Raw genomic sequence first — 22447 nt, forward strand, 5'->3', positions numbered from 1 at the left:
TTGTTTTCTGTGAAAGAATTTATAGGCTTTCGGAATGTTTTTTTGTGATTTTGATCTGATAAATGAAAGTTTCGAAATAAAATGGAAGTTATCGAAAGTCGGGCATAAAAAAAGCATGTCGGGCAGACATACTTCACGCTACAGACTAAGGGCGAAAAAATACCGGGTAGCGCTGGCGCTTACCCGGTCTACAGATTATGCGGTTATACCCTGGTCGGAGAAGGGTACTGACTGGATCAGGTCACAGGTGCCGGGTTAAACACTGCCAGCTGGTTATGCAATCCCCATTGATCTGAGAAAGTCTTTTTCCGGCCGCTGGCGACATCGAGAATAAAGTGAAATAGCTTCCAGCCCACATCTTCGATTGTCTCTTCACCCGTGGCGATGGTGCCTGCATTGATATCCATTAAGTCATACCAGCGGTTCGCCAGCTCGGTACGCGTCGCCATTTTAATGACCGGCACCGCCATCAGCCCGTACGGCGTGCCGCGTCCGGTGGTAAAGACCTGTACGGTAATGCCGGAAGCGACCTGCTGCGTGCCGCAGACGAAATCGCTGGCGGGCGTCGCGGCGTAAATCAGGCCGCGTTTGGTGGGGCGCTGGCCCGGCGACAATACTTCGACAATGGCGCTCTTACCCGATTTAGCGATAGAGCCCAACGCTTTTTCCACGACGTTCGCCAGGCCGCCTTTTTTGTTGCCAGGGGACGGGTTAGCGCTGCGATCGGTTTTCCCCATATCAAGGTAGTTATCGTACCAGGCCATTTCATCCAGCAGGCGTTTACCCACGGCTTCGTTGATGGCGCGCGGCGTCAGAAGATGAATGGCATCGCGCACTTCGGTGACCTCCGAGAACATGACGGTCGCGCCGCAGCGTACCAGCAGATCGGAAGCATAACCCACCGCCGGGTTTGCCGTGACGCCGGAAAACGCATCGCTGCCGCCACACTGCATCCCGACGACCAGCTCGGAGGCCGGGCAGGTTTCGCGCTGGCGCTGGTTCAGTTTCGTCAGATGGCGTTCGGCGACCTGCAAAATATCGTTGACCATTGATTTAAAGCCGACATGCTGCTCGTCCTGTAAACGCACAATACTGGCGCTTTCAACGGCGATGGCGGGGACATCCTCGGTGCCTTCCAGCAGTCGTTCCGGCTGCAGTTTTTCGCAACCGAGGCCAATCACCATCACTTCGCCGCCAAAATTGGGGTTGAGTGCGATATTATGAATCGTGCGAATCGGCACGACCGCCGCCGGCGCGTTGATTGCCACGCCGCAGCCGTACAGATGGTTTAGCCCTACAACGCCATCGACATTCGGGTATTTGGGCAGGAGATCGCGCTCAATTACTTTCACCACATAATCGACCACGCCCGCCACACAGTGCACGCTGGTGGTAATGCCAAGCAGATTTTTGGTGCCGACGCTGCCATCGGCGTTACGATAGCCCTCAAACGTATAGCCTTCCAGCGGCGGCAGCGGTTCCGGTACTTTGGTCGCCAGCGGTAGCGTATTCAGCGGCGGCGCTTTTGGCAGTTCAACCAGCGACTCGTCGATCCAGCTTCCGCGCGGGATGTCGCGTACCGCATAACCGATGACTTCGCCATAACGGATGATTTCGCCGTGAGCGGGGATATTCGTCAGAGCGACTTTATGGCCTTGCGGAATATGTTCAGTCAGTTCCAGGCCATCCGGAAAACGTGTTCCGGCTTTAAGACCGTGGTCATTAACAATAATTGCGACATTATCGGTTTCATGTACTTTTATATAAAACGCCGATGGCGATTCCTGGCGAATTTCGATATTGGCCATTGTTCAACATTCTCCAGCCTGGATGATAGAAATAGGATTATCTATTTTGGTTATGGTTAAATCGTTAAATCTCAATATAAGAAATAAAGTTCATGCATAATGAAATAAGAATGACAGGAGTATAAATATAAGAATGTGATCCAGATCACCGCAAATTATGAAATTTTTTATGTAGGCCGAGTAAAGCGTAAATGTGTGCATTAGCGCCCAGTATCATGGGCGTATGCTCAAAAATAAGCGTTAAATAATTCCTTTTTAATGAGCGTTTGCACAATGATTATCCGACATAGGCTGTTTATACTGAATGGCGAATTCAGTGTATCTGACGAGTTATTTGAAAATACCATGATAATAATAAAAGACGATAAAGATATCAGAACGGTATATTGTGCTACAGGATGTGTACCACATTAGAAATAGAATGCGGAGACCCATTCTGATTTCAGATAAGCATTTTATTGTCGTTGCTATAAGTTATGGTGGCGGCATCACATGTAGAGAATTAAAGAAATAAGCGAAGGTATAAGCGATGAATAACGCTATTTTCCCGAATAAGTTTAAAGCGGCGCTGGCGGCGCAACAGGTGCAGATTGGCTGCTGGTCTGCACTGGCAAGCCCAATCACCACCGAAGTTCTCGGTCTGGCGGGATTTGACTGGCTGGTGCTGGATGGCGAACATGCGCCGAACGATGTGACCACCTTAATTCCGCAGCTAATGGCATTGAAAGGCAGCGCCAGCGCGCCTGTGGTACGTGTGCCAACCAATGAACCGGTCATTATCAAACGGATGCTGGATATTGGGTTTTATAACTTCCTGATCCCCTTTGTTGAAACGCAAGAGGAAGCGGCTCGCGCCGTCGCCTCGACGCGTTACCCGCCGGAAGGCATTCGCGGCGTCTCCGTTTCTCACCGCGCGAATATGTTCGGTACGGTGCCTGATTACTTTGCGCAGTCGAACAAAAACATCACCATTATTGTTCAAATCGAAAGCCAGTTGGGTGTCGACAATGTTGATGCCATCGCCGCAACGGAAGGCGTTGATGGCATTTTTGTCGGCCCAAGCGATTTGGCCGCCGCGCTGGGTCATCTCGGCAATGCTTCTCACCCTGACGTGCAGCAGACGATTCAACATATTTTCGCCCGCGCTAAAGCGCACGGTAAACCGTGCGGCATTCTGGCGCCGGTAGAGGCGGATGCCCGCCGTTATCTGGAATGGGGCGCGACCTTTGTCGCCGTTGGCAGCGATTTAGGCGCATTCCGCGCCAGCACGCAGAAGCTTGCCGACACCTTTAAAAAATAATCCTGGTATGGAAAGAGAGAACGCTATGACGATGAAAGTTGGCTTTATTGGCTTAGGCATCATGGGTAAGCCCATGAGCAAAAACTTACTGAAAGCAGGGTATTCGCTGGTGGTGTCCGATCGTAATCCTGAAGCGATTGCTGACGTCATTGCCGCAGGCGCGGAAACGGCCTCTACGGCGAAGGCGATCGCTGAACAGTGTGACGTCATCATCACGATGCTGCCTAACTCTCCGCATGTGAAAGAGGTTGCGCTGGGCGAGAACGGTATCATCGAAGGCGCGAAGCCGGGAACCGTATTGATTGATATGAGTTCTATCGCGCCGCTGGCAAGCCGTGAAATCAGCGATGCGCTGAAGGCGAAGGGCGTTGAGATGTTGGATGCGCCGGTCAGCGGCGGCGAGCCGAAGGCTATTGATGGCACGCTGTCGGTGATGGTGGGGGGCGATAAAGCCATTTTCGACAAGTACTACGACCTGATGAAAGCGATGGCGGGTTCCGTGGTGCATACCGGCGATATCGGCGCAGGCAACGTCACAAAACTGGCTAACCAGGTGATCGTGGCGTTGAATATCGCCGCCATGTCTGAAGCGCTGACGCTGGCGACTAAAGCGGGCGTTAACCCGGATCTGGTCTATCAGGCGATTCGCGGCGGTCTGGCTGGCAGTACGGTACTGGATGCGAAAGCGCCGATGGTCATGGACCGAAACTTTAAACCAGGTTTCCGTATCGATCTGCACATTAAAGATCTGGCGAATGCGCTGGATACCTCCCACGGCGTTGGCGCGCAGCTCCCGCTGACCGCCGCCGTTATGGAAATGATGCAGGCGTTACGCGCGGATGGACACGGTAATGACGACCATAGCGCGCTGGCGTGCTACTACGAAAAACTGGCGAAAGTGGAAGTCACTCGCTAACGACGTTGTGCCCGGATGGCGTGTAGCGATCCGGGCCTGAATTTCAGGCTGGATAAGTGAAACGCCATCCGGCGTTGTGCAGTAACAGGCTACCACTATGAAAATCGTAATTGCCCCCGACTCCTACAAAGAAAGCCTTTCTGCCGCCGAGGTAGCGCAGGCGATAGAAAAAGGATTTCGGGAAATTTTCCCCGATGCGCAATATGTCTCTGTTCCGGTTGCCGATGGCGGCGAAGGAACGGTCGAAGCCATGATTGCCGCGACGCAGGGCGTTGAACGCGCCGCATGGGTGACCGGGCCGTTGGGTGAAAAAGTGAAAGCCTGCTGGGGAATGTCCGGGGATGGTAAAACCGCGTTTATTGAAATGGCGGCGGCCAGCGGACTGGCGCTGGTTCCGCCAGAAAAACGCAACCCTTTGATTACTACCTCGCGGGGAACGGGGGAGCTGATATTGCAGGCGCTGGAAAGCGGCGCAAGCAATATCATTATCGGCATTGGCGGTAGCGCGACAAATGACGGCGGCGCAGGGATGATGCAGGCGTTAGGCGCAAAACTGCGCGATGCAAACGGCGCGGATATCGGTTACGGTGGCGGAAGCCTTCATTGTCTAAGCGACATTGATATTTCAGAGCTCGATCCCCGTTTAAAACTCTGCGCTATTCGTGTCGCTTGCGATGTCTCTAATCCTCTGATCGGCGACAACGGCGCATCACGAATTTTTGGGCCGCAGAAAGGCGCGACCGAAGAGAACATTGTTGAGCTGGACAGAAATCTTGCTCACTATGCCGACATCATAAAAAAATCGCTGGATGTCGACGTAAAGGCGGCGCCCGGCGCAGGCGCGGCTGGCGGTATGGGGGCGGCGTTAATGGCTTTTCTCGGTGCGGAATTACGCAGCGGGATCGAAATTGTCACGGCGGCACTGAACCTGGAGGAGCATATCCACGACTGTACGCTGGTGGTGACGGGAGAAGGGCGGATTGATAGCCAAAGTATTCGCGGTAAAGTGCCGATTGGCGTCGCGAATGTGGCGAAAAAATATCATAAGCCAGTGATTGGCATTGCCGGCAGCCTGACGCACGATGTAGGGATAGTGCATCACTATGGCATCGACGCTGTCTTTAGCGTACTCACGCGCATCGTGACGCTGGAGGAGGCTTTTCGGGGCGCTTTTGACAATATTTATCGGGCATCCAGAAATGTTGCTGCCGCTCTGGCGATAGGAATGCGCAGCGCAGGGTGACAAAGTCGCGCGAACCCTCTATACTGCGCGCCGAAGCTGACCAGACAGTCGCCGCTTCGTCGTCGTCCTTTCGGGGAGACGGGCGGAGGGGAGGAAAGTCCGGGCTCCATAGGGCAGGGTGCCAGGTAACGCCTGGGGGGGAAACCCACGACCAGTGCAACAGAGAGCAAACCGCCGATGGCCCACGTAAGTGGGATCAGGTAAGGGTGAAAGGGTGCGGTAAGAGCGCACCGCGCGGCTGGTAACAGTCCGTGGCACGGTAAACTCCACCCGGAGCAAGGCCAAATAGGGGTTCATAAGGTACGGCCCGTACTGAACCCGGGTAGGCTGCTTGAGCCAGTGAGCGATTGCTGGCCTAGATGAATGACTGTCCACGACAGAACCCGGCTTATCGGTCAGTTTCACCTCTTCATGCAAAAACCCGTCAGTGTAAGCTGGCGGGTTTTTGCTTTTACAGGGCGGCAGGATGAATGACTGTCCACGACACTATACCCAAAAGAAAGCGGCTTATCAGCCAGTTTCACCTCTTCATAAAACCCGTCAGTGTAAGCTGGCGGGTTTTTGCTTTTACCGGGCGGCAGGATGAATGACTGTCCACGACGCTATGTCCAAAAGAAAGCGGCTTATCGGTCAGTTTCATCTCTTCATGCAAAAACCCGTCAGTGTAAGCTGGTGGGTTTATGCTTTTACAGGGCGGCAGGATGAATGACTGTCCACGACGCTATATCCAAAAGAAAGCGGCTTATCGGTCAGTTTCACCTCTTCATAAACCCCGTCAGTGTAAGCTGGCGGGTTTTTGCTTTTACAGGGCGGCAGGATGAATGACTGTCCACGACGCTATACCCAAAAGAAAGCGGCTTATCGGTCAGTGTCACTTCTTCATAAAACCCGCTTCGGCGGTTTTTTGCTTATCAGGCCGGTGAAGGGTATAGAGGTTGCAGAAGACGCCAGCGTCACTATCCGGCAATTAATTGACAGCCGTGGTGACATAATATTATTCGTTTTTGTGATGAGAAACACAAAACGCTATGGATTGCGCTCTTTTTAGTTGAAGTGAAAAACAATCGATTTCTTTCACAAAATTACATCCTGAAAAACAGCAAGAAAGCGGTGTAAATTATTTGTTGTAAATGAAAATTAAATGTATGAAATATTTTGGTTAAAATTTTATTAAATGTTTCTTTACAAACAAATAAGGTAAAAAAATGTGACGCGTAACGGTTTTTAAGCGCATTTACCTTCGGTTTATACTTAAATTTGAGAAATTACGCTTTAAATTTAACGCTGGAATTGCCGATAAAATGTCCCGTAATTGATTGAAATATCGTCTTCATGGGATGTCGAAAATAGGAGATAAAATAGGCTGGTTATCGCCATAATATATCGTTATCCTGACCCTATTTTTTGATTGAAATCAGGCTAAGTTGCTGTTTTGTTTTTGTAACTCATTGAAGTAATGGGTTTTCTTTATTTAATAAAGACCATGTAAAAATTATGGTAAGTTAATTTGTGAGTGGTCGCACATAACCTTTAAGATTTAATTTGCTACACTTCCTGCCGTTCACAATGTTATTTCAGAGCGGTAGATATGAATACTCTTGTTCTCCCTAAAACACAGCATTTGGTGGTCTTTCAGGAAGTCATTAGAAGTGGTTCTATCGGTTCTGCCGCAAAATCGTTAGGGTTAACCCAACCCGCCGTCAGTAAAATCATTAGCGATGTTGAGGCCTATTTTGGCGTTGAGCTAATTGTACGTAAAAATACCGGCGTTACGTTGACCGAAGCGGGACAGGTACTGCTTTCCTGGTCTGAATCTATCACCCGCGAAATGAAAAACATGATCAACGAGATGAACAGTATGACGTGCAATACCGTTGTCGACGTCTCGTTTGGCTTTCCTTCGCTGATTGGCTTTACCTTCATGTCCGATATGATTCATAAGTTCAAAGAGGTCTTTCCAAAAGCGCAGGTATCCATGTACGAAGCCCAGCTCTCTTCATTCCTGCCGGCCCTGCGCGACGGGCGGCTGGACTTTGCTATCGGTACGCTCAGTAATGAAATGCAACTACAGGATCTGCATGTCGAGCCGCTGTTTGAATCAGAGTTTGTCCTGGTAGCCAGCAAGTCCCGAACATGCACCGGCACCATCACACTGGAATCGTTAAAAGACGAACAGTGGGTGTTGCCGCAAACGAATATGGGCTACTACAGCGAATTACTCACCACTCTACAACGAAATGGCATCAGCATCGAAAACATTGTTAAAACAGATTCCGTTGTCACAATATATAATCTTGTTCTCAATGCTGATTTCTTAACTGTTATTCCCTGCGATATGACCACGCCTTTTGGCTCTAATCAATTTATCACGATACCAATCAAAGACACATTACCCGTCGCACGTTATGCGGCGGTATGGTCTAAAAATTATCGTATCAAAAAAGCCGCTTCAGTATTAGTAGAATTGGCTAAGCAATATTCATCATATAATGGATGCAGACGCAGGCAGTTAATAGAAATTGAATGATATGGAATAAACATATTTAGCGAAATTGACGTCACCTGTTTCTTTTAAACAGTGGACAACGGTAACTTATTTTTAATACCCAGGTTAAGAGGTTATAATGCACATTACATACGATCTCCCGGTTGCAATTGAAGATATCCTCGAAGCGAAAAAAAGACTGGCGGGGAAGATATATAAAACGGGAATGCCTCGCTCTAACTATTTTAGTGAACGTTGCAAAGGCGAAATATTTCTCAAGTTTGAAAATATGCAGCGTACGGGTTCATTTAAAATTCGTGGCGCTTTTAACAAACTTAGCTCGTTAACGGAGGCGGAAAAACGTAAAGGCGTCGTGGCCTGTTCCGCAGGTAATCATGCACAGGGCGTTTCTCTTTCTTGCGCAATGCTGGGTATTGACGGCAAAGTCGTGATGCCGAAGGGCGCGCCAAAGTCAAAAGTGGCGGCCACCTGTGATTATTCGGCGGAAGTGGTGCTCCACGGTGACAACTTCAATGACACCATTGCTAAGGTGAGTGAAATTGTCGAAACCGAAGGCCGCATTTTTATTCCGCCTTACGACGATCCAAAAGTCATTGCCGGACAGGGCACTATTGGTCTGGAAATTATGGAAGATCTGTACGATGTCGATAATGTCATCGTGCCTATTGGCGGCGGCGGTTTAATTGCAGGTATTGCCATTGCGATTAAATCGATTAACCCGACCATTAAAGTTATCGGCGTACAGGCCGAAAATGTTCACGGTATGGCGGCGTCTTATTACGCTGGCGAAATAACCACGCACCGAACGACCGGCACCCTGGCGGATGGTTGTGATGTCTCCCGCCCGGGTAATTTAACCTATGAAATTGTTCGTGAATTAGTCGATGACATTGTTCTGGTTAGCGAAGATGAAATTCGTAACAGCATGATCGCTTTAATTCAGCGCAATAAGGTTATTACTGAAGGCGCTGGCGCTCTGGCCTGCGCCGCACTATTAAGCGGGAAATTAGATAGCCATATTCAGAACAGAAAAACGGTCAGTATTATTTCTGGCGGCAATATCGATCTTTCTCGTGTATCACAAATTACGGGTTTAGTTGACGCTTAATCTTTTCGTGAGGATAGGATATGAGTACTACTGATAGCATTGTATCCAGCCAGGCAAAACAGTCGTCATGGCGTAAATCGGACACGACGTGGACGCTGTGTTTATTTGGTACCGCCATTGGCGCCGGGGTGCTGTTTTTCCCTATCCGCGCCGGGTTTGGCGGGCTTATCCCCATTCTGCTGATGCTGGTTTTAGCTTACCCCATTGCGTTCTATTGTCACCGGGCGCTGGCGCGTCTGTGTTTATCCGGATCTAATCCGTCCGGCAATATTACGGAAACGGTCGAAGAGCACTTTGGTAAAACGGGCGGGGTAGTTATCACGTTCCTTTACTTCTTTGCGATTTGTCCGCTGCTGTGGATTTATGGCGTCACCATTACTAACACGTTCATGACGTTTTGGGAAAACCAGTTGCAGATGCCAGCGTTGAACCGCGGTTTCGTGGCGCTGTTCTTGCTGCTGCTGATGGCCTTTGTGATCTGGTTTGGTAAAGATCTGATGGTTAAGGTGATGAGTTACCTGGTATGGCCGTTTATCGCCAGCCTGGTGCTAATCTCATTATCGCTGATTCCTTACTGGAACTCGGCGGTTATCGATCAGGTTGATCTCAGTAATATCGCGCTGACCGGGCACGATGGCATACTGGTTACGGTGTGGCTGGGCATCTCTATCATGGTGTTCTCCTTTAACTTTTCGCCCATCGTCTCTTCCTTCGTGGTGTCTAAGCGTGAAGAGTATGAGAAAGAGTTTGGCCGCGAATTTACCGAGCGTAAATGTTCACAGATCATCTCGCGCGCCAGTATGCTGATGGTCGCCGTGGTGATGTTCTTCGCCTTTAGCTGTCTGTTTACGCTCTCCCCGCAGAACATGGCGGATGCGAAAGCGCAGAACATTCCGGTACTTTCCTACCTGGCCAACCATTTCGCCTCTTTGTCGGGGACAAAATCCACTTTTGCAACGGTGCTGGAGTATGGCGCGTCTATCATCGCGCTGGTTGCTATTTTCAAATCTTTCTTCGGCCACTACCTGGGGACGCTGGAAGGGCTGAACGGCCTGGTGCTGAAATTTGGTTATAAAGGCGATAAAACCAAAGTCTCTATGGGCAAGCTTAATACCATCAGCATGATCTTCATTATGGGGTCTACCTGGGTCGTAGCTTACGCAAACCCGAACATTCTGGACCTGATTGAAGCGATGGGCGCGCCGATTATCGCCTCGCTGTTATGCCTGCTGCCGATGTACGCCATTCGTAAAGCGCCGTCGCTGGCGAAGTACCGTGGTCGTCTGGATAACGTGTTCGTCACCCTGATTGGTCTGCTGACCATCCTGAATATTGTCTACAAATTGTTCTAATCCTCACGTTTAGCCTGCGTTCCGCCCCAGGGCGCGGACGCAGGCTGACATCGACGGAGGCACTACATGAATGAATTTCCGGTCGTTCTGGTCATTAATTGCGGATCATCTTCTATCAAATTCTCTGTACTGGATGTCGCTACCTGTGATGTTTTAATGGCAGGAATAGCAGATGGAATGAATACTGAAAACGCCTTTTTATCTATTAATGGCGATAAGCCGATAAACCTCGCGCACTCTAATTATGAGGACGCGTTAAAAGCCATTGCCTTTGAGCTGGAAAAACGTGATTTAACGGATAGCGTGGCATTAATTGGTCACCGTATCGCGCACGGTGGAGAGCTATTTACGCAGTCCGTCATTATTACCGATGAGATTATCGATAATATTCGTCGGGTATCGCCTTTAGCGCCGCTGCATAATTACGCTAATTTAAGCGGCATTGACGCGGCGCGGCGCCTTTTCCCGGCCGTGCGTCAGGTGGCGGTATTTGATACCAGTTTCCACCAGACGCTGGCGCCGGAAGCCTATTTGTACGGATTGCCGTGGGAGTATTTTTCCAGCCTGGGTGTGCGTCGCTACGGCTTTCACGGTACGTCGCATCGCTATGTTTCGCGGCGTGCGTATGAACTGCTTGACCTCGATGAAAAAAATTCGGGTTTGATTGTCGCGCATCTGGGCAATGGGGCGTCTATCTGCGCGGTACGCAATGGTCAGAGCGTGGATACCTCAATGGGGATGACGCCGCTTGAGGGGCTGATGATGGGCACTCGCAGCGGCGACGTTGATTTCGGCGCGATGGCGTGGATAGCCAAAGAAACCGGGCAGACGTTGAGCGATCTGGAGCGAGTGGTGAATAAAGAGTCCGGTTTGCTCGGCATCTCCGGGTTGTCATCCGACCTTAGAGTCCTGGAAAAAGCCTGGCACGAAGGACATGAGCGCGCCCGGTTAGCGATAAAAACATTTGTCCACCGTATCGCCCGTCATATTGCCGGACACGCGGCATCGTTACATCGGCTGGATGGCATTCTTTTTACCGGCGGTATTGGTGAAAATTCAGTATTAATTCGCCAGTTGGTAATTGAACATCTGGGCGTACTGGGGCTTACGTTAGACGTTGAAATGAATAAGCAGCCGAATTCTCACGGCGAGCGCATTATTTCTGCTAACCCTTCTCAGGTTATTTGCGCTGTTATTCCCACGAATGAAGAGAAAATGATTGCCCTTGATGCCATTCATTTAGGTAACGTGAAATCACCAGTGGAATTTGCATAACTTAACGGCTGTTCTGTAGAGAGATTATTTTTCATGAAGGTAAATATCGATACCAGCGATATGCTGTATGCCGAAGCATGGCGTGATTTTAAAGGTACGGACTGGAAAGAAGAAATTAATGTCCGTAATTTTATTCAGCATAACTATACGCCCTATGAGGGGGATGAATCTTTTCTCGCCGACGCGACGCCAGCGACCACGGCGCTGTGGGAAAAGGTGATGGCGGGAATACGTATCGAGAACGCGACCCATGCTCCGGTGGATTTCGATACCAACATCGCGACGACGATTACCGCGCACGATGCGGGATATATTGAAAAAGAGCTGGAAAAAATCGTCGGTTTACAAACGGATAAGCCGCTTAAACGCGCTTTGCATCCGTTTGGCGGCGTTAACATGATCAAAAGTTCATTCCACGCTTATGGCCGCGAAATGGACGCCGATTTTGAATATACCTTTACCGACCTGCGGAAAACCCATAATCAGGGCGTATTCGATGTTTACTCGCCGGATATACTGCGCTGCCGTAAATCCGGCGTATTAACCGGTTTGCCGGATGGTTATGGTCGCGGGCGCATTATTGGCGATTATCGTCGCGTCGCGCTGTATGGCATCCGTTATCTGGTGCGCGAACGCGAGCTGCAATTCGCCGATCTGCAGTCGAATCTGGAGCAGGGACAGAATCTTGAGGCGACGATTCGCCTGCGTGAGGAGTTGGCGGAGCATCGTCGCGCGCTGCTGCAAATGCAGGAGATGGCGGCGAAATACGGCTACGATATCTCCCGCCCGGCGCGAAACGCGCAGGAAGCGGTACAGTGGCTCTACTTCGCTTATCTGGCGGCGGTAAAATCGCAAAATGGCGGTGCAATGTCGCTGGGAAGAACCGCCTCGTTCCTTGATATCTACATTGAGCGCGATTTCAACGCGGGCCTTCTGACAGAGCAGCAGGCGCAGGAGCTGATCGACCATTTCATCATGAAGATCCGCATGGTGCGCTTCCTGCGCACGCCGGAATTTGATTCGCTCTTTTCCGGCGATCCGATCTGGGCCACCGAAGTTATTGGCGGGATGGGGCTCGATGGCCGCACGCTGGTGACGAAGAACTCCTTCCGTTATCTGCATACCCTGCACACGATGGGGCCAGCGCCGGAGCCGAACCTGACCATACTGTGGTCTGAAGCGTTGCCGGTGGCATTCAAGAAATATGCTGCGCAGGTCTCCATCGTGACCTCATCTTTGCAGTATGAAAACGACGATTTAATGCGTACCGACTTTAACAGCGACGATTACGCCATCGCTTGTTGCGTCAGCCCGATGGTCATCGGTAAGCAGATGCAGTTCTTCGGCGCGCGCGCCAACCTTGCCAAAACGTTGCTGTACGCTATCAATGGCGGCGTTGACGAGAAACTGAAAATCCAGGTTGGGCCGAAAACCGCGCCGTTAACGGATGAGGTGCTGGATTACGACGCGGTAATGGAGAGCCTCGACCATTTTATGGACTGGCTGGCGGTGCAGTACATTAGCGCGCTGAACATCATTCACTACATGCACGATAAGTACAGCTATGAAGCTTCGCTGATGGCGCTGCACGACCGTGATGTGTATCGGACGATGGCGTGCGGCATCGCCGGACTGTCGGTGGCGGCGGATTCCCTGTCCGCCATCAGGTACGCTCAGGTGAAGCCGATCCGCGACGAAAACGGCCTTGCCATCGACTTCGCTATTGAAGGCGAGTATCCGCAGTACGGCAACAACGATGAGCGCGTGGACAGCATCGCCTGCGACCTGGTGAAACGCTTTATGCAAAAAATTAGTGTGTTGCCGACGTATCGCAATGCGGTGCCGACGCAGTCCATTTTGACCATCACCTCGAACGTCGTGTACGGGCAGAAGACCGGCAATACGCCGGATGGACGCCGCGCCGGAACGCCGTTCGCGCCGGGGGCGAACCCGATGCACGGTCGTGACCGCAAAGGGGCGGTGGCCTCGCTGACGTCGGTGGCGAAACTGCCGTTTACCTACGCCAAAGACGGTATTTCGTACACCTTCTCGATTGTGCCTGCGGCGCTCGGAAAAGAAGATGCGGTGCGGAAAACCAATCTGGTTGGCCTGCTGGACGGCTATTTCCATCATGAAGCACAGGTAGAAGGCGGGCAGCATCTGAACGTCAATGTCATGAACCGTGAAATGTTGCTGGATGCGATTGAACATCCGGAAAACTACCCGAACCTGACGATCCGCGTTTCCGGCTATGCCGTGCGCTTCAATGCGCTGACTCGTGAGCAGCAACAGGACGTTATTTCGCGCACCTTTACTCAGGCGATGTAACGTGAACGGGGCGATCGTGTGGATCGCCCCGCGACGGATCTTCACTGAACGGTAATCTTAGGGGGAGATATGATTAGCGCATTTGACATTTTTAAGATTGGCATTGGACCTTCAAGCTCCCATACCGTTGGGCCAATGAATGCAGGAAAATGTTTTATCGATCGGCTGATCGACAGCGGCGACCTGCCGCGAACGACGCGCATCACGGTTGATCTTTACGGATCGCTATCGCTGACGGGCAAAGGCCACGCGACCGATACCGCCGTCATTATGGGCCTGGCGGGCAATACGCCGCAGGATGTCAATATTGATAGCATTCCGGCGTTTATCCAGGAGGTTGCCCGCAGCAGCCGTTTATCGGTGGCGGGTGGCGCGCATGTGGTGGATTTTCCCGTCGCCGACAGTATTCTCTTTCACGCTGAAACCCTGGCGCGCCATGAAAACGGTATGCGAATTACCGCCTGGCACGGGCAAACGCCGCTTTTACACAAAACGTATTACTCTATTGGCGGCGGCTTTATTGTCGAAGAGGAACGCTTTGGTCAGTCGCACGATGTAGAAAAATCGGTGCCGTATGATTTTCATTCCGCCAGCGAACTGCTGACGCTGTGTGAAAGGCAGGGGCTCTCGGTTTCCGGTCTGATGATGCAAAATGAACTGGCGTTGCGGAGCAAAGAGCAGATTGACGCTGGCTTTGCCCGCATCTGGCAGGTGATGGCGACCGGAATTGAACGTGGCATGAATACTGAGGGCGTGCTGCCGGGGCCGCTGAACGTTCCACGCCGCGCGGTAGCGTTACGGCGTCTGCTGGTCTCCAGCGATAATCTCTCCCGCGATCCGATGAACGTCATCGACTGGATTAACATGTTCGCCCTGGCCGTGAGCGAAGAGAACGCGGCGGGCGGGCGAGTGGTCACCGCGCCGACCAACGGCGCGTGCGGCATTATTCCCGCGGTGCTGGCCTATTACGACAAATTCCGTCGCCCGGTCAATGCCAACTCTATCGCCCGCTATCTGCTGTCGGCGGGGGCGATTGGCATGCTGTACAAGATGAACGCCTCGATATCCGGCGCGGAAGTGGGGTGTCAGGGCGAGGTTGGCGTCGCGTGTTCGATGGCGGCGGCGGGGCTGACAGAACTGCTGGGCGGCAGCCCGGCGCAGGTCTGTATTGCGGCGGAAATTGCGATGGAGCATAACCTTGGCCTCACCTGTGACCCGGTGGCGGGTCAGGTGCAAATCCCTTGTATTGAACGTAATGCGATTAATGCCGTTAAAGCGGTAAATGCGGCGCGAATGGCGCTACGCCGTACCTCTGAGCCGCGTGTTTCGCTCGATAAAGTGATCGAAACCATGTACGAAACGGGTAAAGACATGAACGACAAATATCGCGAGACGTCGCGCGGCGGTCTGGCGATTAAAGTCGTTTGTGGATAGGCCCGACAGGCGCAGAGTGAGCAGGCTATGGGATAACGCAGAAGACAGAAGCTGAGAAAAGGGCGCACCAAAGTGCGTCCTTTTTTGTTGTGATACGCGTCAAATAGAGAAAATAACAATATTAAACCAATAGTAAATAGAAAATAATTCTTAACCCACAATAAATACAGGCGTTTTATTGGTAAGTTTTTCTCTTATCGTGCGCGTATGATTTTCTTATTACAAGAAAGTACCTGCACCTCACGTTCTGCATATCGCCTTGCTGCGGCACGAAAAATAAAAAAACCTCTACCTACACATTGAGCGAGAATTCTATGGAATCGGCTAGTAATACCAGCGTAATCCTCGACGCATCAGCCCCGGCGCGTCGGGCAGGGATGACAGAAAGCGAATGGCGTGAAGCCATCAAATTTGATAGTACCGACACCGGTTGGGTCATTATGAGTATCGGGATGGCGATTGGCGCAGGGATCGTTTTTCTTCCTGTCCAGGTTGGCCTGATGGGACTTTGGGTCTTTTTACTCTCTTCTATTATTGGCTATCCGGCCATGTACCTGTTCCAGCGGCTGTTTATTAATACGCTGGCGGAATCCCCGGAATGTAAAGACTACCCCAGCGTGATCAGCGGCTATCTGGGCAAAAACTGGGGTATTTTATTAGGCGCGCTGTACTTTGTGATGCTCGTCATCTGGATGTTCGTCTATTCTACGGCGATTACTAACGACAGCGCCTCTTATCTGCATACTTTCGGCGTAACGGAAGGATTACTTTCCGATAGTCCATTTTATGGTCTGGTGCTGATCTGCATCCTTGTAGCGATTTCCTCACGCGGTGAAAAATTACTGTTCAAAATCTCCACCGGCATGGTGCTGACCAAGCTACTGGTAGTGGCGGCGCTGGGCGTCTCTATGGTGGGTATGTGGCATCTGTATAACATTGGCGCGCTGCCGCCGATGGCCCTGCTGATTAAAAACGCCATTATTACCCTGCCATTTACGCTGACCTCGATTTTGTTTATCCAGACGTTAAGCCCAATGGTGATCTCTTACCGTTCACGCGAAAAATCTATTGAGGTCGCACGTCATAAAGCGCTGCGCGCCATGAATATCGCGTTTGGCGTCCTGTTCGTTACCGTCTTTTTCTATGCGGTTTCCTTTACCCTGGCGATGGGGCATGACGAAGCGGTGAAAGCCTATGAGCAGAATATTTCCGCCCTGGCGATCGCCGCGCAATTTATTAGCGGCGATGGCGCAGGCTGGGTCAAAGTGGTTAGCGTAATTCTGAACATCTTTGCCGTCATGACCGCCTTCTTTGGCGTTTACTTAGGATTCCGCGAAGCGACGCAAGGCATTGTGATGAATATCCTGCGCCGCAAAATGCCCGCCGAGAAGATTAAGGAAAATCTGGTACAGCGCGGCATTATGATTTTCGCTATTTTGCTGGCCTGGAGCGCCATTGTGCTCAACGCGCCGGTACTGAGCTTCACCTCTATTTGTAGCCCTATCTTCGGTATGGTGGGCTGTTTAATTCCGGCATGGTTGGTCTACAAGGTTCCCGCATTGCACAAATATAAAGGCGCTTCGTTGTACCTGATTATTATTACCGGTCTGCTGCTATGCGTTTCTCCGTTCCTGGCATTCTCTTGATATACCTGAGATTAAGGTTGTTGTTATGTTTGAATCTAAAATAAATCCATTGTGGCAAAGTTTTATCCTGGCCGTACAGGAAGAAGTAAAACCGGCGCTGGGGTGTACTGAGCCAATTTCACTGGCGCTGGCGGCAGCGGCGGCGGCGGCTGAACTTGACGGCACAGTTGAACGCATTGACGCGTGGGTTTCGCCTAATCTGATGAAAAATGGTATGGGCGTTACCGTTCCAGGAACGGGAATGGTAGGGCTGCCGATCGCCGCGGCGCTTGGCGCGTTGGGCGGTGATGCGAAAGCCGGGTTGGAGGTGTTAAAAGACGCTTCCGCTAAAGCCGTTGCCGATGCAAAAGCGATGCTGGCCGCCGGACATGTCGCAGTGATGTTGCAGGAGCCATGTAACGATATCCTGTTTTCACGGGCGAAAGTGTATAGCGGCGATAGCTGGGCATGTGTCACGATCGTCGGCGATCATACAAACATTGTGCGGATAGAAACCGACAAGGGCGTGGTATTTACCCAGGCCGATAATGCGCAGGAAGAAGAAAAAACCTCGCCGCTGGGAGTGCTGTCTCATACCTCGCTGGAAGAGATCCTGGCGTTTGTGAATGCGGTGCCCTTTGACGCTATCCGCTTTATTCTGGATGCGGCCAGGCTAAACGGCGCGTTGTCGCAGGAGGGACTGCGTGGTTCCTGGGGGCTGCATATCGGTTCGACGCTGGCCAAACAGTGCGATCGCGGTCTGCTGGCGAAAGATCTCTCCACGGCGATTTTGATCCGTACCAGCGCGGCGTCAGACGCCAGAATGGGCGGCGCCACGTTGCCCGCGATGAGCAACTCCGGCTCTGGCAACCAGGGGATTACCGCCACGGTGCCAGTCATGGTGGTTGCTGAACATGTCGGCGCCGATGACGAGCGTCTGGCGCGCGCGCTAATGTTATCGCATTTGAGCGCTATCTATATTCACCATCAGCTTCCGCGTTTGTCGGCGCTGTGCGCGGCAACCACGGCGGCGATGGGCGCGGCGGCGGGTATGGCGTGGCTGATAGATGGTCGTTATGACACTATCGCAATGGCTATCAGCAGTATGATCGGCGATGTCAGCGGGATGATTTGCGATGGCGCGTCGAATAGCTGCGCGATGAAAGTCTCTACCAGCGCGTCGGCGGCGTGGAAAGCCGTACTGATGGCGTTGGATGATACGGCGGTGACCGGAAACGAAGGGATTGTGGCGCACAATGTCGAACAATCTATTGCGAATTTGTGTTCGCTGGCGTGTCGCTCAATGCAGCAGACAGACAAGCAGATCATCGAGATTATGGCCAGTAAAGCGCATTAATAATAACGCCCCGGCATGTCGTCGGGGCAGCGTGTTGCCCGATGGCGCTGCGCTTATCGGGTCTACCTGTTATCAGCCGGATCGGGCGCTTGCGTCGCCATCCGGCATGATTTCAGGCTGCGGCCTCTTCTTCTGCCAGCCGGGCTTCGGCGTCCGCCACGATGGCTTCCAGTTCGGTTAGCATCTCTTCATAGCCCAGCGGCACAGTGGCGCTCATCGCCTCCTGTACGGTAGGTTTTACCACGGGCTGACGTTTCTTCGCCGATTTTTTGCTCATCTTGTGACTCCTTTTCTGGCTGACTACACCGGTAAATCTACCAGTAATGCGCGCAGCGGCGTATCGGCAACCAGCGTAATGTTAGGTTCATCACGAATAAATGCGCCATCTCCGCAGGTTAACGCCTCGCGTTCTTCGTTGTGCGTCAGCGCGTGGAACGTACCGTGAATCGACTGCAAATAGGCGCGCGGCCCGTGAAGCTGGAAATTAAGCGATTCGCCTTTCTCCAGCGTAATATGATGTACCCATACCTGTTGGCGCAGTTGTAAGCTGTTTTGCTCACCGTCGGGCGAGGCAAGAAGCTGTTGTTGCGTCGCCAGGAGTGGGATTTTTTGTACCAGCGCGTTTTCCCGTTCAGGACAGGCGTCAAGCCACAGTTGCATTCGGGTTAACGGCTTAACTTTGCTGAGATTATGTTCGCTGTAGCTAATGCCTGGCTGCGCGGCGAGCAGTAGCGCTTCGCCCGCTTTAGCCTGTACATGGTTGCCGTCGCTGTCGCGGTATTCCGCTTCGCCGTCCAGAATCAGGTTTAAAATATCCACCTTTGGATAAGTTCGAGGCTGAAAAGAGGCGCCCGGCGCCAGCACTTCCTGGTTCAGTACGCGCAACGACGCGTAGCCCAGCAGTGTAGGGTCGAAGTAGTGTCCAAAGGAGAAGGTATAGCGGGCCTGTAGCCATCCGTAGTCTGCCTGTCCACATTGTTTGGCGGTTCGGGTCGTAATCATCGTTATTAACCTCTCTTTACTTCCTTTTATGTTAAGGGGCTGGACGCTGCATTGTTAGCCAGATATTCTGCCCGGTATGTTCAAATTTCCTGAATGAGAACGTTATGGCTAAAGAGAGAGCGCTGACGCTTGAAGCATTGCGTGTGATGGACGCCATTGACCGCCGGGGCAGTTTTGCCGCAGCGGCTGATGAGTTGGGGCGGGTGCCCTCCGCGCTGAGTTACACCATGCAGAAGCTGGAAGAAGAGTTGGACGTTGTACTGTTCGATCGCTCCGGCCATCGTACAAAATTCACCAACGTCGGACGTATGCTGCTGGAACGCGGGCGGGTATTGCTGGAAGCGGCAGACAAGTTAACGACGGATGCTGAAGCGTTGGCCCGCGGTTGGGAAACGCATCTGACGCTGGTCACTGAAGCTCTGGTACCGACGCCTGCTTTTTTTCCACTGATCGACCGGCTGGCCGCTAAAGCCAATACGCAGCTTTCATTGATTACCGAAGTACTGGCTGGCGCATGGGAGCGGCTTGAGCAGGGACGGGCGGATATCGTTATCGCCCCGGATATGCATTTTCGATCGTCGTCGGAAATTAACTCCCGTAAGTTGTATACGTTAATGAATGTGTATGTCGCCGCGCCTGACCACCCTATTCATCAGGAGCCGGAGCCGCTTTCGGAAGTGACGCGGGTTAAATACCGCGGCGTAGCGGTAGCGGATACCGCGCGCGAGCGGCCGGTATTAACGGTGCAACTGCTGGATAAGCAGCCACGTCTGACGGTAAGCACGATTGAAGATAAACGTCAGGCGCTGCTGGCCGGGCTTGGCGTCGCGACCATGCCATATTCGATGGTGGAACAGGATATTGCCGAAGGGCGGCTACGCGTGGTCAGCCCGGAATCGACCAGCGAAATCGATATTATTATGGCCTGGCGGCGCGACAGTATGGGGGAGGCAAAAGCCTGGTGCCTGCGGGAAATACCTAAGCTATTCGCCGGAAAATAAATAGCGCGCGGCGCTTTAAAAGCGGCGCCGCGCCGCCATCAGGAAAAACGTTTCGGATCGGGGCCGAAGCGGTTGTCGCCCGGCGTACCATTCTGGCAGTTGAACGCGATGATGATAAGCCAGCCGATAATGGGGATAAGTAGCAACAGTAGCCACCATGCGGAGCGGTCAGTGTCATGCAGACGACGGAACTGCACGGCCCACCACGGTAAAAAGATCAGAACGCCGTAAATGGTGGTCAGAACGCCTTCACCCCCGGCGCGTTGCCAGCCAAGCATGGCGTCCAGCAGGCCCAACACAAAGGTAAAGATGATATTGACCAGAATAAACATCCAGTACTCTTTGCGTCGCGCGCGGCCGCCAAATCCCAGATAATTTTTTAAAACCTTTAAATACCAATCCATTTTCGCCTCAATAATGGTTCAATCACTTGTTTTTAAAGTAATCAAACTAAGAATAGCCGCGAATGAAATGTTGGTAAATATTTGTGGTATTTATTAATAAGACGTCCCGGAGGACGCCTGAAATTAGCCAAAGCGCACGTCGCGCCCGTGAGGTTCGAGCAGATCCTGCCACGGTCCGATAGAAATGATACCCGTGGGGTTAATCGTTTTATGGCTACGGAAATAGTGGTGACGAATATGGTCAAGATTAACGGTTTCAGCAATGCCCGGTATTTGATAGATATCGCGCAGGAAACCGTACAGATTCAGGTAGTCGCTGATTCGGTATTTGTCGCATTTGAAATGAGTCACGTAAACCGGATCAAAGCGTACCAGGGTCGTCCATAAGCGGATATCCGCCTCGGTCAACTGGTCGCCCGTCAGATAGCGGTGCTGTCCGAGAATCTGCTCCAGGCGCGCCAGCGCAGTAAACACCTTGTCTACCGCTTCATCATACGCTTGCTGGCTGGTGGCGAAGCCTGCTTTATAAACGCCGTTATTAACGTTGTCATAAATCCAGCCGTTTAACTCGTCAATTTTGCTTTGCAGCGCGGGGGGATAGTAATCCCCGGCTTTAGCGCCCAGCCCATCGAAAGCGGAGTTAAACATACGAATGATTTCGGCGGACTCGTTGCTGACGATAGTATGATTTTTTTTATCCCATAAGACCGGTACGGTGACGCGGCCGCTGTAGTGTGGATCGGCGTGCAGATACAACTGGTAGAGAAATTCATGCTGATAGAGGGTATCGCCGGTGGCCGCCGGAAAAGTATCATCAAACGTCCAGCCGTTTTCCAGCATCAATGGATTCACGACGGAAACCGGAATAAACGGCTCCAGACCTTTCAGTTTACGGAAAATGAGCGTGCGATGCGCCCAGGGGCAGGCAAGGGAAACGTACAGATGGTAACGATCTTTTTCTGCGGCGAATCCGCCTTCGCCGGAAGGTCCGGGCGCGCCGTCAGCGGTAAGCCAGTTGCGGAAAGCCGACGCTGAACGCTGAAATTTCCCCCCGGAAGATTTGGTGTCATACCAGGTGTCGTGCCAGACGCCATCGATCAGTTGTCCCATGTCTCTCTCCTTCAGATGACAAAAGCGAGGCGCTATTCCCTCGCTTTTTTAATTGAGTATAGATTGCTTACCACTTTTTATTCAGCAGACGGTCAAGGCTGAACGCGCCAGGCCCGGTTAACGCCAGTAATAAGAATCCGCCGGCAATGGTCAGGTTTTTCATAAACATCAGCGAGTTTACACCTTCTGCAAAATTGCTATGGAAGATCAATGCCGTCAGCAACGTAAAACCAGCGGTGAAAAGCGCAGTGGTGCGGGTGAGGAACCCCAGCAGAATCGCCAGACCGCCGCCGAACTCAAGCAGTATGGTGAGCGGCAGCAGGAATCCTGGTACGCCCATCGCTTCCATATACTGTTGTGTGCCCGCATAGCCGCTAATTTTTCCCCATCCTGCGGTAATAAACAGAACTGGCATTAAAATACGCGCTATCAGTACACCAACATCTTCTAATTTTTTCATTTTATTCTCCAGGGGGCCGATTCGGCGGCTGCTGCTATTTTCATGAGCAATGACGCGGTCTTGCGCATCATTGTTATCGCTGGAGAGAATCATAAACGTGGCGTACAGGAATTGTTAGCAAGGAAAATTGCCAAATTTTTTCAAAAAATTTGAGTAATTGATAAAGAGACGATATGCATAAAAGTATCGCGCCACCAGGTGTAATCGGGCGATAACCT

At 51.8% G+C, this 22447-nt stretch carries 18 protein-coding genes and 1 other RNA gene; 13 read left to right on the forward strand and 6 right to left on the reverse strand.

The genetic code is table 11. From position 1 onward, the window contains the following. Positions 1–236: 236 nt before the first annotated feature. On the reverse strand, positions 237–1808 hold the full coding sequence (gene garD / locus K8W53_RS03045) for a galactarate dehydratase (protein WP_023224900.1): 1572 nt from the start codon (positions 1806–1808) through the stop codon (positions 237–239). A 529-nt stretch (positions 1809–2337) separates the two neighbouring features. On the opposite strand from garD, the gene garL reads away from it, so the two are divergent. From garL to K8W53_RS03105, 12 genes are all read left to right on the forward strand, one after another. Next, complete coding sequence (gene garL / locus K8W53_RS03050) at positions 2338–3108, forward strand: 2-dehydro-3-deoxyglucarate aldolase (protein WP_001057715.1); 771 nt, start codon at positions 2338–2340, stop codon at positions 3106–3108. 25 nt (positions 3109–3133) lie between these two features. Further along, positions 3134–4024 carry a 2-hydroxy-3-oxopropionate reductase gene (gene garR, locus K8W53_RS03055; RefSeq protein WP_000178106.1) on the forward strand — a complete coding sequence of 297 codons (891 nt, stop codon included), beginning with the start codon at positions 3134–3136 and terminating at the stop codon, positions 4022–4024. A 97-nt stretch (positions 4025–4121) separates the two neighbouring features. Then, positions 4122–5267 (forward strand): glycerate 2-kinase, encoded by a 1146-nt coding sequence (gene garK, locus K8W53_RS03060; RefSeq protein WP_001650794.1) that lies wholly within the window; start codon positions 4122–4124, stop codon positions 5265–5267. A gap of 32 nt (positions 5268–5299) precedes the next feature. Continuing rightward, positions 5300–5674, forward strand: an RNA gene (gene rnpB, locus K8W53_RS03065) — RNase P RNA component class A. Positions 5675–6855: 1181 nt separating this feature from the next. Beyond that, complete coding sequence (gene tdcA / locus K8W53_RS03070; RefSeq protein WP_001094907.1) at positions 6856–7794, forward strand: transcriptional regulator TdcA; 939 nt, start codon at positions 6856–6858, stop codon at positions 7792–7794. A 97-nt stretch (positions 7795–7891) separates the two neighbouring features. After that, positions 7892–8881, forward strand: coding sequence for a bifunctional threonine ammonia-lyase/L-serine ammonia-lyase TdcB (tdcB, locus tag K8W53_RS03075; protein ID WP_000548368.1), 990 nt, complete (start codon positions 7892–7894; stop codon positions 8879–8881). A gap of 20 nt (positions 8882–8901) precedes the next feature. Then, entirely contained in the window at positions 8902–10233 is a 1332-nt protein-coding gene (gene tdcC / locus K8W53_RS03080) for a threonine/serine transporter TdcC (RefSeq protein ID WP_023223840.1), read from the forward strand. A 66-nt stretch (positions 10234–10299) separates the two neighbouring features. After that, positions 10300–11508 (forward strand): propionate kinase, encoded by a 1209-nt coding sequence (gene tdcD, locus K8W53_RS03085; protein WP_023223841.1) that lies wholly within the window; start codon positions 10300–10302, stop codon positions 11506–11508. Positions 11509–11541: 33 nt separating this feature from the next. Then, positions 11542–13836, forward strand: coding sequence for a formate C-acetyltransferase (gene pflB / locus K8W53_RS03090; RefSeq protein WP_023223842.1), 2295 nt, complete (start codon positions 11542–11544; stop codon positions 13834–13836). A gap of 69 nt (positions 13837–13905) precedes the next feature. After that, entirely contained in the window at positions 13906–15270 is a 1365-nt protein-coding gene (gene tdcG, locus K8W53_RS03095) for an L-serine ammonia-lyase (RefSeq protein WP_000622083.1), read from the forward strand. A 314-nt stretch (positions 15271–15584) separates the two neighbouring features. Further along, positions 15585–16916, forward strand: coding sequence for an amino acid permease (locus K8W53_RS03100; RefSeq protein ID WP_000443189.1), 1332 nt, complete (start codon positions 15585–15587; stop codon positions 16914–16916). A gap of 25 nt (positions 16917–16941) precedes the next feature. Beyond that, complete coding sequence (locus K8W53_RS03105) at positions 16942–18252, forward strand: serine dehydratase subunit alpha family protein (protein WP_000463070.1); 1311 nt, start codon at positions 16942–16944, stop codon at positions 18250–18252. Positions 18253–18364: 112 nt separating this feature from the next. Here K8W53_RS03105 and K8W53_RS03110 read toward each other — a convergent pair whose 3' ends face one another. After that, a complete protein-coding gene (locus K8W53_RS03110; protein ID WP_000039328.1) occupies positions 18365–18529 on the reverse strand; it encodes a hypothetical protein in 165 nt (54 codons plus the stop codon). Positions 18530–18552: 23 nt separating this feature from the next. Then, on the reverse strand, positions 18553–19254 hold the full coding sequence (locus K8W53_RS03115; RefSeq protein WP_023223843.1) for a pirin family protein: 702 nt from the start codon (positions 19252–19254) through the stop codon (positions 18553–18555). A gap of 104 nt (positions 19255–19358) precedes the next feature. Between K8W53_RS03115 and yhaJ the strand changes: the two genes are divergently transcribed. After that, the gene (yhaJ, locus tag K8W53_RS03120; protein WP_001041026.1) at positions 19359–20255 is read left to right on the forward strand and encodes a DNA-binding transcriptional regulator YhaJ; all 897 of its coding nucleotides are present in this window, start codon (positions 19359–19361) and stop codon (positions 20253–20255) included. Positions 20256–20293: 38 nt separating this feature from the next. On the opposite strand, the gene K8W53_RS03125 is transcribed toward yhaJ, so the two are convergent. From K8W53_RS03125 to K8W53_RS03135, 3 genes are all read right to left on the reverse strand, one after another. Next, a complete protein-coding gene (locus tag K8W53_RS03125) occupies positions 20294–20659 on the reverse strand; it encodes a DUF805 domain-containing protein (protein ID WP_000384139.1) in 366 nt (121 codons plus the stop codon). A gap of 123 nt (positions 20660–20782) precedes the next feature. Beyond that, on the reverse strand, positions 20783–21769 hold the full coding sequence (locus K8W53_RS03130; protein ID WP_000531159.1) for a glutathione S-transferase family protein: 987 nt from the start codon (positions 21767–21769) through the stop codon (positions 20783–20785). Positions 21770–21836: 67 nt separating this feature from the next. Further along, positions 21837–22229, reverse strand: a complete 393-nt coding sequence (locus K8W53_RS03135) for a DoxX family protein (protein WP_001592732.1) — start codon at positions 22227–22229, stop codon at positions 21837–21839. Between the last annotated feature and the right edge of the window lie 218 nt (positions 22230–22447).

This window comes from Salmonella sp. A29-2, from assembly GCF_020150755.1.
GTDB lineage: Bacteria > Pseudomonadota > Gammaproteobacteria > Enterobacterales > Enterobacteriaceae > Salmonella > Salmonella enterica.